The sequence below is a fragment of the Bradyrhizobium sp. Kon10 genome, assembly GCF_055807395.1.
The window spans coordinates 16,620-31,015 of record NZ_JBVVOZ010000044.1 but is presented as its reverse complement, the minus strand read 5'-3'; the positions used below and the strand labels follow the sequence as shown (position 1 = coordinate 31,015).

Annotated in this window: 7 protein-coding genes; 5 read left to right on the top strand and 2 right to left on the bottom strand. The window is 65.0% G+C overall.

What is annotated here, in order from left to right; genetic code table 11:
• Positions 1 to 49: 49 nt before the first annotated feature.
• From AC0L2O_RS33305 to AC0L2O_RS33295, 3 genes are all read left to right on the top strand, one after another.
• Positions 50 to 721: an OmpA family protein gene (locus tag AC0L2O_RS33305; RefSeq protein ID WP_473372726.1), complete on the top strand. Its 672-nt coding sequence runs from the start codon at positions 50 to 52 to the stop codon at positions 719 to 721.
• 143 nt (positions 722 to 864) lie between these two features.
• Positions 865 to 1,794 (top strand): efflux RND transporter periplasmic adaptor subunit, encoded by a 930-nt coding sequence (locus tag AC0L2O_RS33300; RefSeq protein WP_409191109.1) that lies wholly within the window; start codon positions 865 to 867, stop codon positions 1,792 to 1,794.
• Positions 1,794 to 4,958, top strand: coding sequence for an efflux RND transporter permease subunit (locus AC0L2O_RS33295; RefSeq protein ID WP_473372725.1), 3,165 nt, complete (start codon positions 1,794 to 1,796; stop codon positions 4,956 to 4,958). The genes AC0L2O_RS33300 and AC0L2O_RS33295 overlap by 1 nt, the downstream gene beginning before the upstream one ends.
• Positions 4,959 to 5,033: 75 nt before the next feature.
• On the opposite strand, the gene AC0L2O_RS33290 is transcribed toward AC0L2O_RS33295, so the two are convergent.
• Positions 5,034 to 5,708 (bottom strand): Crp/Fnr family transcriptional regulator, encoded by a 675-nt coding sequence (locus AC0L2O_RS33290; RefSeq protein ID WP_369719882.1) that lies wholly within the window; start codon positions 5,706 to 5,708, stop codon positions 5,034 to 5,036.
• 235 nt (positions 5,709 to 5,943) lie between these two features.
• Between AC0L2O_RS33290 and AC0L2O_RS33285 the strand changes: the two genes are divergently transcribed.
• Both AC0L2O_RS33285 and AC0L2O_RS33280 read left to right on the top strand, forming a co-directional pair.
• Entirely contained in the window at positions 5,944 to 8,034 is a 2,091-nt protein-coding gene (locus AC0L2O_RS33285; protein WP_473372724.1) for an AsmA family protein, read from the top strand.
• Between the two features lie 150 nt (positions 8,035 to 8,184).
• Positions 8,185 to 10,632, top strand: coding sequence for an adenylate/guanylate cyclase domain-containing protein (locus AC0L2O_RS33280; protein WP_473372723.1), 2,448 nt, complete (start codon positions 8,185 to 8,187; stop codon positions 10,630 to 10,632).
• A 314-nt stretch (positions 10,633 to 10,946) separates the two neighbouring features.
• On the opposite strand, the gene AC0L2O_RS33275 is transcribed toward AC0L2O_RS33280, so the two are convergent.
• Positions 10,947 to 14,360 (bottom strand): DEAD/DEAH box helicase family protein, encoded by a 3,414-nt coding sequence (locus AC0L2O_RS33275; protein ID WP_473372722.1) that lies wholly within the window; start codon positions 14,358 to 14,360, stop codon positions 10,947 to 10,949.
• Between the last annotated feature and the right edge of the window lie 36 nt (positions 14,361 to 14,396).

Below are 14,396 nucleotides of genomic sequence, written 5' to 3'. Positions count from 1 at the left end.
ACTGCTACAGGAATTTGGATCGGCGCGGGCTGCGCAGGAGGGACTGGCAATGAGATTGGCTGCAAAGGGACTGACCGCAATCCTGTCCATCATCACCATCGGCGCCGCGCTGTCGCTGCCGGTCTCGCCCGCGCGCGCAGGCGACGACGGCAACAGCAAGAACGTCACCGAGGACGAGATCGTCCGCGCCTTGGCGCCGCCGCCGAAGAAGCCCTTGACCCGCGGCCTCTCGATCGGCCCGCAAACCGATCCGGCGCCGAGCGCGGCAGACGCCAAGCTGCTCCAGACCATCCGCGGCCGTGCAACGCGCTCGCTGTCGTCGACCGAGCGCGAGGAGATCGCGTCGGCCGCCAAGGACAAGCCCAATATCGATCTCGAAATCACCTTCGACTACAACTCGGCCGATATCAGCACCAAGTCGCTGCCCTCCGTGCAGGCGCTCGGCCGCGCGCTGACCAGCCCCGACCTGAAGGGCTCGACCTTCGTGGTCGCCGGCCACACCGACGCCGCCGGCGGCGAGGCCTACAACCAGGAACTGTCCGAGCGTCGCGCGGATTCGATCAAGCGCTATCTCGTCGACAAATACGGCATCGCCGCCCCCGACCTCGTCACCGTGGGCTACGGCAAGAGCAAGCTGAAGGACCCGAGCCAGCCGATGGCGGAGGTGAACCGTCGCGTGCAGGTCGTCAATATGGAAAACAAGACCACCGCATCGAAGTGACCACGACTTAATCCGTTGAAGTGACAAGTCGTGATGTGGTGTAAAGTCTTGCTTCCAAAGCGCGTCCTGCAGCCTTGCGGGACGCCGCTTGGTTTCAGGGAAACGCCCCCAGCAACCACGAGCCAGGCCAGGATGATCCGGCGATGAACGTCACCGAATATCTCAAGCCTGCCGGAACCGTGCTCTTCATCGTCGCGCTCGGAATCGGCTATTACTGGTTCGAGCACCGGCATCGCCCGGAGGCAAAGGACACGCCGGGCGAGGCGCTCGTCATCGTGACGAAATCCACCAATGCCTGCTTTTCCGACCTCGTACGTGTGACCGGCTTCTTCGTGCCGCGGCGCGAGGCGGTGGTCATCGCCGACCAGGAAGGATCGAAGGTCACCGACCTCTTCGTCACCGAAGGCGCGGTCGTCACCGACAATCAGGAGCTGGCGCGGCTGACGGCGCCGCCGCAGATGCCGGGCCAGCCGCAACGGCAAGGTCCGCAAGGACCGATCTCGCTGAAGGCGCCGGCCCCTGGCCTCGTCACCGAGGTCCGGACCATCGTCGGCGCGCCGGCCTCGCCGCAGGCCGGGCCGATGTTCCGCATTGCCGTCAGCGGCGAGATCGAGCTCGACGCACAGGTTCCGGCCGTGCATATGCCGAAGCTCAGCCCCGGCGCGACGGTGCGGATCAGCAGGGATGACGCCGCCGACCTGATCGGCCGGGTCCGCCTGGTTGCACCGGAGATCGACCGCGCCACGCAGCTCGGCCACGTCCGCATCAGCGTCACCAACAATCCGTCGCTGAAGATCGGGACGTTCGCCCGCGCCTCGATCGACGCCAAGCGAAGCTGCGGCGTCGCGGTGCCGAAGACCGCGATCGACCATCTCACGGTTCAGGTCGTCAAGAACAACACGATCGAGACGCGCAAGGTGCGGGTCGGACTGACGTCCGACAGCCAAACGGAAATCCTGGAAGGGCTCGACGTCGGCGAAATCGTCGTGGCCGATGCCGGTTCTTCGCTCCATGACGGCGACCAGATCAAGACCATGTTCGCCGATGAACTCGATCGCACGCGGGTACGCTGATGGCTCTCAATATCTCGGCATGGTCGATCCGCAATCCGCTGCCGTCGGTGGTGTTTTCGATCATCCTGCTGATCCTCGGCTGGGTCTCCTTCACCAAGCTCGCGGTGACGCGGCTGCCCTCGGCCGACATCCCCGTGATTTCGGTCGCGGTGTCGCAATTCGGCGCGGCGCCGACCGAGCTGGAGTCCCAGGTCACCAAGACCGTTGAAGACGCGGTCTCCGGCGTCGAGGGCGTGCGGCACATCACCTCGTCGATCACCGACGGACTATCGGTCACCACCATCCAGTTCGCGCTCGAGACCAACACCGACCGCGCGCTCAACGACGTCAAGGACGCGGTGACGCGCGTGCGCTCCAATCTGCCGCAGAACGTCACCGAACCGCTGATCCAGCGCGTCGACGTGATCGGCCTGCCGATCGTCACCTATGCCGCGATCTCGCCCGGCAAGACGCCGGAGCAGCTCTCCTATTTCGTCGACGACGTGGTCAAGCGCGCGCTGCAGGGCGTGCGCGGCGTCGCCCAGGTCGAGCGCATCGGCGGTGTCGAGCGCGAGATCCTGGTCTCGCTCGATCCCGACCGACTTCAGGCGATGGGACTGACCGCGGTCAATGTCAGCCAGAGCCTGCGCGGCACCAATGTCGACGTCGCCGGCGGCCGCGCCGAAATCGGCAAGAACGACCAGGCGATCCGCACGCTGGCGGGCGCCAAGACGCTGAGCGACCTCGCCGGCACCATGATCCCGCTGTTCGGCGGCGGCGAGGTCCGGCTCGACGATCTCGGCACCGTCACCGACACCATTGCCGACCGCCGCACCTTCGCCCGCTTCAACGGTGAGCCGGTCGTCGCACTCGGCATCAAACGCTCCAAGGGCGCCAGCGACGTGGTGGTCGCCGCCGCCGTGCAGAAGCGCATCGACGCGCTGAAGGCGGCCTATCCCGACGTCGACCTGAAACTGATCGACACCTCGGTCGAATATACCAAGGGCAATTACGAAGCGGCGATCTCGACCTTGTTCGAAGGCGCGATCCTTGCGGTCGTGATCGTGCTGTTGTTCCTGCGCGATCTGCGCGCCACCATCATCGCCGCGATCTCGCTGCCGCTGTCGATCTTCCCGGCGTTCTGGGCGATGGACATCCTCGGCTTCTCGCTCAATCTCGTCAGCTTCCTCGCCATCACGCTCTCGACCGGCATCCTGGTCGACGACGCGATCGTCGAGATCGAGAACATCGTACGGCACATGAACATGGGCAAATCGCCCTACCGCGCCGCACTGGAGGCCGCCGACGAGATCGGCCTCGCCGTCATCGCGATCTCGCTCACGATCATCGCGATCTTCGCGCCGGCGAGCTTCATGTCAGGCATTGCCGGACAGTTCTTCAAGCAATTCGGCATCACCGTGTCGGTGCAGGTGTTTTTCTCGTTGCTGGCGGCGCGCTTCGTCACGCCGATGCTGGCGGCCTACTTTCTCAAGCATGGCAATCACGAGGAGCCGCCGCCGGGCCGGGTGCTGCGCGGCTATCATAAGGTCGTAACCTGGTCGGTGAGGCACTATTTCATCACCGTCCTGATCGGCTTCGGGATTTTCGCCGCCTCGATCTGGAGCATTACGCTGCTGCCGCAGGGCTTCCTGCCCGCGCAGGACAGCGCCCGCTCACTGCTCGCGATCGAGCTGCCGCCGGGCACGCAGCTGTCCTATACCGAGAAGGTCACGGAAGACATCGTTGCTCGCCTGCGCAAGCGCTCCGAAGTGAAGAGCATCTTCGTGGATGGCGGCCGCGTCCCGCCCGGGACGCAGGAAGTTCGCCGCGCCGCCCTGATCATCAACTACACGCCCAAGACCGACCGCGACATCACCCAGCGCGAGCTCGAATTCTCGATCAGCCAGGAGCTGGAGAACATCCCCGACATCCGGTTCTGGTTCCTCGACGAGAACGGCTTGCGCGCGATCTCGCTAGTCGTCACCGGCGTCGACGCCAACATCGTCAACAACGTCGCCAGCGAACTTGCAACGCAGATGAAGCGAATTCCGACCATCTCCGACGTGATCTCGGAAACCTCGCTGGAGCGGCCCGAACTGCGCATCGAGCCGCGCGCCGATCTCGCCGCGCGCCTCGGCGTCTCGACCGAAAGCCTGTCCCAGACCATCCGCGTCGCGACCATCGGCGATGTCGGCCCGGCGCTCGCCAAATTCGACGTCGGCGATCGCCTGGTGCCGATCCGCGTACAGCTCGAAGATGCCGCGCGCGGTAATCTGAAGACGCTGGAGCAGTTGCGCGTGCCGCTCGGCGAGCACGGCGAGAAGGGCGGCGTGCCGCTCTCGGTCATTGCCGACGTCAAGCTCGACCAGGGTCCGACCAGCATCAACCGCTACGATCGCGAACGGCAGGCGACCGTCGCCGCCGATCTCGTCGGTGCCGCGGCGCTCGGCGATGCCACCAAGAAGATCTACGATCTTCCGGTCATGAAGAGCCTGCCGAAGGGCGTGAAGGTCTCCCCCTCCGGCGATGCCGAAAGCCTCAACGAACTGTCCGATGGTTTTGCCACCGCGATCACCGCGGGCCTGATGATGGTCTATGCGGTGCTGGTGCTGCTGTTCGGCACCTTCCTGCAACCGATCACCATCCTGTTCTCGCTGCCGCTCTCGATCGGCGGCGCGATCGCGGCCCTGCTCGTCACCGGCAAGCAGCTCACGACGCCGGTGTGGATCGGCATCCTGATGCTGATGGGCATCGTCACCAAGAACGCGATCATGCTGGTGGAATTCGCGATCGAGGCGATCCATGCCGGCAAGGCGCGCGACGAGGCGATGATCGACGCCGGCATGAAGCGCGCCCGCCCGATCGTGATGACCACGATCGCGATGGCCGCCGGCATGATGCCGAGCGCGCTCGCGGTCGGCGCCGGCGGCGAGTTCCGCTCGCCGATGGCGCTCGCGGTGATCGGCGGCCTGATCTTCTCGACCATCCTGTCGCTGGTGTTCGTGCCCGCGATGTTCATGGTGATGGACGACCTCGGCGCCCTGATCTGGCGCTTCGGCAAGCGCCTGATCGTGCACAGCGAGGACGCGGAGACCGGTGATCATCACGCCGCTGCGCCCACCGGCGCGACGCCTGCGGAAACGGGACCGGTGCCGAAGCGCGTCGTGCACCCGGCCGCGGAGTAGTCGCGGCACCAATGTCAGCGAGGCTTCTGACGAGCTACTCGCTATGAGCGTAGCGAAACAGACGGGCTGCGTCCCCTACTCGTTCCGCGCAATCGCCGTCAGCTTGGTCATGTTCCTGAGCAAAATCCGCCCGCGCTGCAGATCCAGGATCGCCTCCTTGCGCCAGGCCTGAAGCTGGCGGTTGACGCTCTCGCGGGCGGCGCCGACGAAGACGCCGAGCTGCTCCTGCGAGATGTGCACCTCGGAGCCGAAATCGGCGGCGAGCGCGCAGAGCCGCCGCGCCAGCCGCACCGGCAGCGGCTGCAACATAGACTCTTCCATCCGCTCGCTCTGCCAGCGGATGCGCTGGCACAGCAGCCCGATGATCTTGATCGCGACCTTCGGCTCGCGCTCGAGGAAGGCCAGGAAGTCTTCGCGCCGCAGCACGAACAATTCGCTGACCTCGCCTGCGGTCGCATCCGCGGTGCGGCTCTGCCCATCCAGCACCGCGACTTCGCCGAACAGATCGCCCGGACCCATGAAGTTCAGCGTCAGCCGGCTGCCGTCGGAGGCACCGGTCTCGATCCGGACCTGTCCGCGCCGCACGCCAAACAGCGCATCGCCGGGATCGCCCTTCTGGAACAGCACCTCGCCGTTCCCCAGATGCTGGGTGTGGCACAGATTGGACAGCCGCTGGAGCTCGTCGGTGCCGAGATCAGCGAACATCGCATTCATCTTCAGAATGACCGCAAATTCGGCCTGCTTGCTCATTTCAAAGTCCTTGTGAATGTCCTTGGCAAATCGCTTGGAAGCATCAACTTCAGAATCGCGTAAAACCGCGCCGGAGAAGTGTGTCACAAGTCACATAACTTTACAGCTCCCCGGGACTATTTTTGTGCGCTTGGAGCGGCTTCCCGTCCCGGGATAAACTCAGGCGTCAAGGTCGGATACAAGGGACGGGTAGCTGCCGGGTTCGGCATCGCTCGTCCGTCGTTGGAAAATCGACATGAGAGCAGTCAAGTTCGCCGGCGCGGCATTGGCCGCCGTCATCATCGTGATCGCGCTTCTGCTGGTGGTCGGGATCCCCTCGGGCTTCCTGACCGCGACCATTGCCTCGCGCGTCGACAGCGCCACAGGCTATCGCCTGTCGGTCGACGGCACGACGAAAATCAGCCTGTGGCCGACGCTGAACGTCACGCTGAACGACCTCGCGCTTGCCGACCCCAGGGACCGCAGCGGCATCACCCGCCTGACGATCGATCGCGTCCAGGTCGACATGTCGCTGTCCAGCCTGTGGTCGGGCCGCCCGAACATCAGCGAGATCATCGTCAGCCACCCTGTGCTCTACCAGCCGCTGCTGCGCGAGCGCCTGCCGAACGCCGATGCATCGCCGAAGCCGCTCGCGCTCGACATGGATGGCGCGAGCATCGACCGCATCAAGATCACGGACGGCGAAGTCGCATTCGCGCGCGTGCGCGACCGCATCGAAAGCCATGTCAGCGCCATCAATGCCGACGCCGTGCTGGGCCGCGACCGCAAAATCAATGTGACCGGCACGGCGCGGGTCGGCGAGCACCCGACCAAATTCGACATCAAGGCGGCCGCGCCGGCGCCGCCGATCGAGCGGCAGACCATCCCGGTGGATTTCGCCATCGACATGCCCGACGTGCTGACGTCGCGGCTCTCGGGCCATGCCGAGCTGCGCCTCAATAGCGGGGTCGTGATGATCAACGGCGTCAACGGCACGCTCGGCGACGACGCGTTCAACGGCTGGGCTTCGGTCGACATCGCGAGCAAGCCGCTGGTGAAAGTCGATCTCGATTTCCAGCGGCTCGCGATTCCGCTGGCGAAATCGCGCGACGGCGGCTCCGGGCAGCCCTGGAGCGACGCGCCGATCGACGTCTCCGGCCTCAACTATGTCGACGCGCAAATCCGGATCTCGGCGAACGAGGCCGTGATCGGCGAGGCGCGCCTTGCGCCGCTGGCGCTCGATGCAAAACTCGCCGGCGGCATCTTGAAGGCAGGCACTGCCAATCTCGGCGCCTATGGCGGCCAGGTCTCGGGCGAGGTGATCCTGGATGCGACCAGCGGCGCGCCGAGCTTTGCGATGCATTCCGACCTGGTCGGCGTCCGTGCGCTGCCGCTGCTGCAAGGCCTCGCCGAATTCGACCGCATCGACGGCAAGCTGCAGGCCAAGCTCGCGCTGCGCAGCGCCGGCGCCAGTCAGCGCGCGCTGATGGCCAACATGCAAGGCACGGCCTTCGTCAGTTTCCAGGACGGCGCCATCCGCGGCATCAATGTCGCGCAGATGATCCGCTCGCTGACCTCGGGCACGCTGTCCGGCTGGCAGGACAACCAGAACGTCGGCGACGCAGAGAGCACCGACCTGTCGCAGCTCTCCGCCTCCTTCCGCATCGACAAGGGCCAGGCGGTGACCACCGATCTCAACCTGGTCGGACCGCTGGTGCGCGTCACCGGCGCCGGCACCATCGCGCTCGACACCAAGATGATGGGCTTTCGCGTCGAGCCGAAGCTCGTCATGACGACCGAAGGCCAGGGCCGCGCCTCCGAGCCGGTCGGCTTCGGCATCCCCGTGATGATCCAGGGCCCGTGGTCGCAGCCGCGGATCTTTCCGGACATGGCGGGCATGCTGGATAATCCGGATGCCGCCTATGCCAAGCTGCGCGAGATGGGCAAAGGCCTGTTCGGCCCCGATGGCGGCGGGCTCGGCAATCTTCTGGGCAGCCTCGGTAACCTCGGTGGTAACCTCGGTGGTAACCTTGGTGGTAATCCTGGCGGCAATCCTGGGACCGGCGGCGCCGCGCCCAGTGGCGGCAACGCCGCCGGCAGCGCCAATCCGCAGGCCCAGCCGCCGGGGCAGAACAATCTGCTCGGCGGCCAGCTCGGGGAAGCCATCGGCAATCTGATCCAGCAGGGGCTCTCGAACGGTGCCGCGACAGGCACCGGGCGAAGCCGCAGCCTGCCCGCAACGCCGACAACGCCGCAGGCGTCGCCCGCGCCCCCGGACGACCCGCCCCCACCGCAGCAGGACAGCCAGCCGATGAATGACGTGATGCGGCAGCTGTTTAACCGGTAGTTCGCGGACCCTCGCGCGGGTAACCACGCCGGTCGCTCACCGGTCCTGCGCCCGTCGCCTGGCAGTCCCTCGGCCTGAATTGTGATAGAAAGCTCCGAGGGCCCGTGCGGCCCGTAGCGCCGGCATGGCTGGCGGCGCGAGAGGATCCGGATGGCAGGAGCGAAAGACAAAAGCCGGTTTCTGCGCGAGGGCCTCTTCGCCAAATACGTCATCTCCCTCGTCGGCCTCGTCGTGTTCGTGCTCGCCGTCAACGGCGCGATGGAGACGTGGATCTCCTACCGTGCCACCAAGACGTCGCTGACCGACGCCCTCGAGGACAAGGCGCAGGCCGCCGCCCGGCGTATCGAGCAGTCGGTCTCCGAGCTCGAGCGCCAGATCAGCTGGGTGACGACGGCAAGCCGGGACACGATCGAGAAGCGCCGCGCCGACTACGTCCAGCTGCTGCAGCAAGTCGCTGTCGTCTCGCAATTGTATCAACTCAACGGCGACGGCCGCGAGGTGCTGCGCGTCTCGCGCCAGTCGACCACGACAGGCGGCAATGCCGACCTCTCGCGCGACATGCGCTTCACCGATACGGTCGCGCGCGGCGTGAGCTACTCGCCGGTCAGCTTCGTCGACCAAAAGCCGGGGATGTCGATCTCGGTGGCGCATTCCGGCTTCAAGGCCGGCGTCACCGTGGCCGAGATCGATCTCGATTTCCTCGCCGACTACCTCACCGATGCCCAGGTCGGGAAGGTGGCCTTCGCCTATGTCGTCGATGCGCGCGGCCGCGTGATCGCCACGTCGTCGAAGGGGCCCGATGTCGGGAAGGACTTGTCGAAGCTGCCGCAGGTCGCGGCTGCGATTGCACCCGGCCGCGAGCCCGACACCACAGGCACCGACTTCAACGGCCATGCGGTGCTGTCAGCCGCGAGCACCGTGCCAAAGCTCGGCTGGAGCGTGCTGTTCGAGCAGCCGACCCTGCAGGCGCTGACGCCGATCCGCGACCAGCTCGTGCGCGTCGCACTGCTGATCGGCATCGGCCTGATGGTCGCGATCCTCGCCGGCACGCTGCTGGCGCGCCGCATGATCATCCCGATCACGGCGCTGCGCGACGGTGCGCACAAGCTCGGCGCGGGCGATTTCAGCCATCGCATCGACGTGCACACCGCCGACGAGCTGGAAGAGCTCGCCGACCAGTTCAACCGCATGGCCGGCCAGCTGCAGGAAACCTATTCGGACCTGGAGAGCAAGGTCGAGGAACGCACCCGCGATCTCGCGCAGTCGATCAACGAGCTCAAGGTGCTCGAAGAGGTCGGCCGCGCGGTCGCCGCTTCGCTCGATCTCAATGCGGTGCTGCCGACGATTGCCGCCCGCGCGCTCGAGATCAGCCATGCCGACGCGGTGCTGATCTACGGCTATGACGCCGAGACGCGCCGCTTCAACCTGGTCCAGGCCGACGGCATCGACAAATCGGCCGAGGGCGCGCATGTCACGATCGGCGAGGGCGACAGCATCCTGAGCGATGCCGCAATGAGCGGCGAGCCGATCGCGATCGCCGATCTCGATCATGCCACCGAGCAGCCGCTGCGCGAGGTCGCGGTCAATGCCGGCTTCCACTCGGTGCTGGTGGTGCCGCTGCTCGACCAGCAGGGCACGCTCGGCTCGCTGGTGGTGCTGCGCCGCGCCAGCGGCGCGTTCGCCGGCAGTCTCACCGGGCTGATGCGCACCTTTGCCAACCAGGCGGTGCTGGCGATGCGCAATGCGCGGCTGTTCACCGAAGTCGACCACAAGGGCCGCGAGCTCGCCGCCGCGCACACCACCGTGCAGCAGCAGGCGGCCAAGCTCCAGGAGCAGACCGAGCAGCTGCGCAACTGGAATCGCTCGCTGGAAGAGCGCGTCGAAAAGCAGCTCGGCGAGATCGGCCGTATCAAGCGGCTCGAACGTTTCCTCGCGCCGCAGGTAGCGCAGCTGATCGCATCCTCCGACGGCCACGACGCGCTGCTCGACAGCCATCGCCGCGAGGTCACGGTGGTGTTCTGCGATTTGCGCGGCTTCACCTCGTTCACGGAGGCGACCGAGCCGGAAGAGGCGATGAACGTGCTGCGCGAATATCACGCGGCGCTCGGCGAGCTGATCCATCGCTATGAAGGCACGCTCGACCGCTTCGCCGGCGACGGCGTCATGATCCTGTTCAACGCGCCGATCCAATTCGCCGACCATACCAAGCGTGCGGTGAAGATGGCGGTGGAGATGCGCGACGTCATCGGCGCGCTGACGGAGAAGTGGAAGAACCGCGGCCATTCGCTCGGCTTCGGCGTCGGCGTCGCCATGGGCTATGCCACGCTCGGCCAGATCGGCTTCGAGCAGCGGCTGGAATATGCCGCGATCGGCAGCGTCACCAACCTCTCCTCGCGGCTGTGCGACGAAGCCAAGGCCGGCCAGGTCGTGGTCAGCCGCCGCGTCTACGGCATGGTCGAGGCTTTCGTCGAAGCCCGCGCACTCGACGACCTCGTGCTCAAGGGCTTCAACCATCCCGTGCTGGCGATGGAGATTTTGAGCTGGCGCGAGCAGGTGGAGAACGTGGTGGACGCGTCGGCGGCACGGCGGAGAGGGTAGCGCAGCCGAGCGCTAATCGCTCCGCCGTCATGCCCCGGCTTGACCAGGGCATCCAGTACGTCGCGGCCTCTCGATTAGACCCGACCGCCTCTGGAATACTGGATTGCCCCCTTTCGCGGGCAATGACGGCCATCGACAACAAAAAAATCGAAAACAACCCCATGCACAGTAGGCGGGGGCTGTTGGATCAATGGGTTACGAGGATGACAACCGCCCGACGTGCAAAGGCCCTTTGACACGTCGGGCAAAACACTGGCAGGATGGCATGATCGGGCGGTCAGGCTTGGCGAGCACCGTAAGATCATCATCCTCGCTCACGCCACTGCGCTGTCGTTGATCTCGCGTATCGTGCTGACGAGACGGACGACCTTGGCTTCATCAAAGAGGTGCTCGGGTCCTGTCGGCGCAATGCCGGTAAAGGGCGGCTCATACAGCAACGACGGGTCCATGATGCCTTGATCGGTCAAATGCTCGATCACCATGTTGATGAACTCGATCTGTGCCGCGGTCGCTGTGCTCGCGGCGATGAAGCCGCCGAATGCCTCGCTCACGGATGCGCGATCAAGCCCGACGAGTGAGCGCACGAACCGGCCGAAGCCGTGGCTCGTCTCGCGCGCACGCGCGATGTCGCCGGCTTCGCCAATGCCGGCGTCGACCAGCATCTTCTCAAGTTCGCCGAGATCGGACGGGGTCAGCGGCTTTCCCTGTCGCAATTTGTGCAGGACGATATTGTCCTGATGCGCCCGCAGGAAATGCCGGGCCTTGGTTTTAAAGCGGGCAAAGTCGGCCTCGCCAACTTGCGGCAATTGCAGCTCGATACCCTCGCCGATCTCGTCGGCAAAATTCGAATAGACAATCGCCTTCTTGCCCTTCTCGATGTGCTGGATGAGATCGCGGAGGCGCAATCGCACGAGTTCAAGGAGTGACACGGTGACGCCCTCCCACCACTGATCGGTCTGAATGTCCTCGATCAGTTCGGCATGCTGCGCGATCGCTGGAATGGCGGTCTGCTCCTCCAGAGCGGATGCGATTTCCAGAAGCTGCTTGCGCAGCGTGTCGAAGCGCTTTGAACCCTTGAGCAGCGCCAGCTCGAGCTGGAACATCAGGAGGTCGAAGCGCTTGGCGTCCTCGGTGCCGAGCATGTGACTTGAAGGCAGCGGGGCGACCTCGTCGACCAGCTCTTTTCGCTTCTCCTCGTCGATCGCCTCCCAAGCCGCTGGCGCGCGGAACTTCTCCACGGAGCGGCGGTGCTGACGCACGATGAAGTTTTCCTCATTCATTCCGCCGACGATGTCTTGCAGCGTCTTGGCGGCGGACGCGCGAATGTCCGGCTCGCTCGGCGGCGCCTCGTCGCCCGAGTCGTAGGCGGTCTGTTCGCCCGCGGAGAAACCGCCCGCCTTGGCGTGCTTCTCGTCCAGCGCCCGCACCAGATCAACCCGTCCGGCGAACAGCCGCTCGGACAGCGAGCGCGCTGCGCTCGCTTCCTTCAATTCGGGATTGGCTCCGAAGAACTCGATGTTCTGGCAGTAGTCGAACACCCGGAAGAACTCCTTGTCCTGTCCGGGACCAAACAGATCGGGACACAGCCGCGTGCCGCGGCCGATCATCTGCCAGAACTTTGTCTTCGAGCGCACCGGCTTGAAGAAGAGGAGATTGACGACTTCCGGCACATCAATGCCGGTATCGAGCATGTCGACGGAGATGGCGATGTGCGGCGCCTTGGCCTTGGCCGAGAAATCGTCGATCAAGGTTTGGGCATAAGCGCCCGTCTGGTGGGTGATCACTCGGGCGAAATGGCCTGCCAGAGACGGATAGGCGGAATTGAAGCGCTTCTCGATGAACTTTGCGTGCGCCTCGTTCTTGGCGAAGATGATGGTCTTGCCGAGCCGGTCCCCGCCCTCAACCTTCAAACCGTTCTGCATGAGGTGGGCGATGACGAGGTCGACCGTCTCCTCATTGAACAGACGCTTGTTGACTTCGGCAGCTTCGATGGTGTCGGGAACGTCATCCTCGCCCCATTCCAGCATGTCCCACTGGTCTTTTTCTTCAGGACTGAGATCGTCGTAGCGGAGCCCCGAGCGGACGATCTTCAATGGGACGGAGATAGTCTTGGGCGGCACCAAATGGCCTTCGGCCACCGCCTCCTCCAGCGAATAGGCGTCGGTCGGAATGCCGTCTTCGAGATCGAACAGCGAGTAGGTGTTGCGATCGATCTCGTCCTTCGGCGTCGCTGTGAGGCCGACGAGAAAGGAGTCGAAATACTCGAAGATGGCGCGGTAGCGCTGGTAGACCGAGCGATGGGCCTCATCGATGACGATGAGATCGAAATGGCCAGGACCGAACTTGGCCTTGCCCTCCTGCTTGCCGTCGATCAGGCCCATCATGGTCGGATAGGTCGAGATGAAAACCCGGCCTTCGCTGGTCCGCTCGGTGACGAGATTCACAGGCGCGGAATCAGGCAGATGCGCCTTGAAGGCGCCGGCTGCCTGGTTCACCAGTGCGACACGATCGGCAAGGAACAGCACACGCTTGACCCAGCCGGCGCGCATCAGGAGATCGACCAGTGCGATCACGGTGCGTGTCTTGCCGGAGCCGGTCGCCATGACGAGAAGTGCCTTGCGCTCCCCGTCCTCCTCGAAATGTTTTGCGATGGAGCGGATGGCCCGGTGCTGGTAGGGCCGCTCGACGATCTTCCCGTTGATCGCCTCTGCACCAAGCGATTTGCGGTTCGCCCGGCGCTGGATCAGAAGCTCCAGCTCGTCCTGCTTGTAGAAGCCGCCGATCTGGCGCGGCGGTGAGCTGCTGTCGTCCCAGATCCAGTGCTCGTAGCCGTTGGAATAGAAGATCACAGGCCGCTGGCCATAACGCGCTTCCAAACAGTCGGCATAGAGCTTGGCCTGCTGCTGGCCCGCGCGGGCATCCTTGCGGGTGCGCTTGGCTTCGACCAGGCCGAGCGGCTTGCCGTCCGCGCCCCAAAGCACGTAGTCGACGAAGCCGATACCCTCGTTGTTCGGCATGCCCTCGACGCGAAATTCGGTGTCGTCAGGCTTGTCGAGCGCCCAGCCCGCCTCGCGCAGCAACAGGTCGATATAGCGATCCCGTGTCTCGGCCTCGTTGTAGTCGTGCTGGTCCGGTTTTGCTTCCGCCGCCTTACGGGCCGCGGCCACCTCGGCGCGAACCTTCTTCAGTTCCTCATCGAGGTTCTGCTTGTCGAGCAGCAGCTTCGTCAGCTCGCCGTTCTTGGCATCGAGCTCCGCCTGCTGCGTCTTGAGCTGGACGAACGCCTTCTTCAGGACGTCGTCGCGGCGCGAGAGCGCAGAGGAATCGAAGACGAGGCTATCCGCCGGCTTGACCTTGGCGTAGGTGCGCGCAAACCAGAAGCAGACGTGGAACAGCTCCTTCACCGCGCCCGTGGCGTCGCCGGAACTGATGCGGCGCTCTTCATGGACGGCACGGTTGCGGAGCGTATTGATGTACTTCGCCTTGGCGAACACCGCCTCGCCCGCCGCGCGGCGGAAGCTCGGCTCATGCAGCAGTGCGGAAATATTGTCCTGATAGGGCAGCTTGAGATTGGGATCGGATCGGAACGCCCATTTCACGGCGACCTCGACCGTCTTGCCTGCGAAGAACGCCGCCGCGGTCGGCGATACCGCCGCCTGGCGCTCGGCTTCCACCGCCGCCTCATGCACGGCCGGGAATTCGGTGGCGAGGAATGTGAAATTCGACATCGATCGGCTCAGGCAGCTTTCGCCGCCGCACGGGCC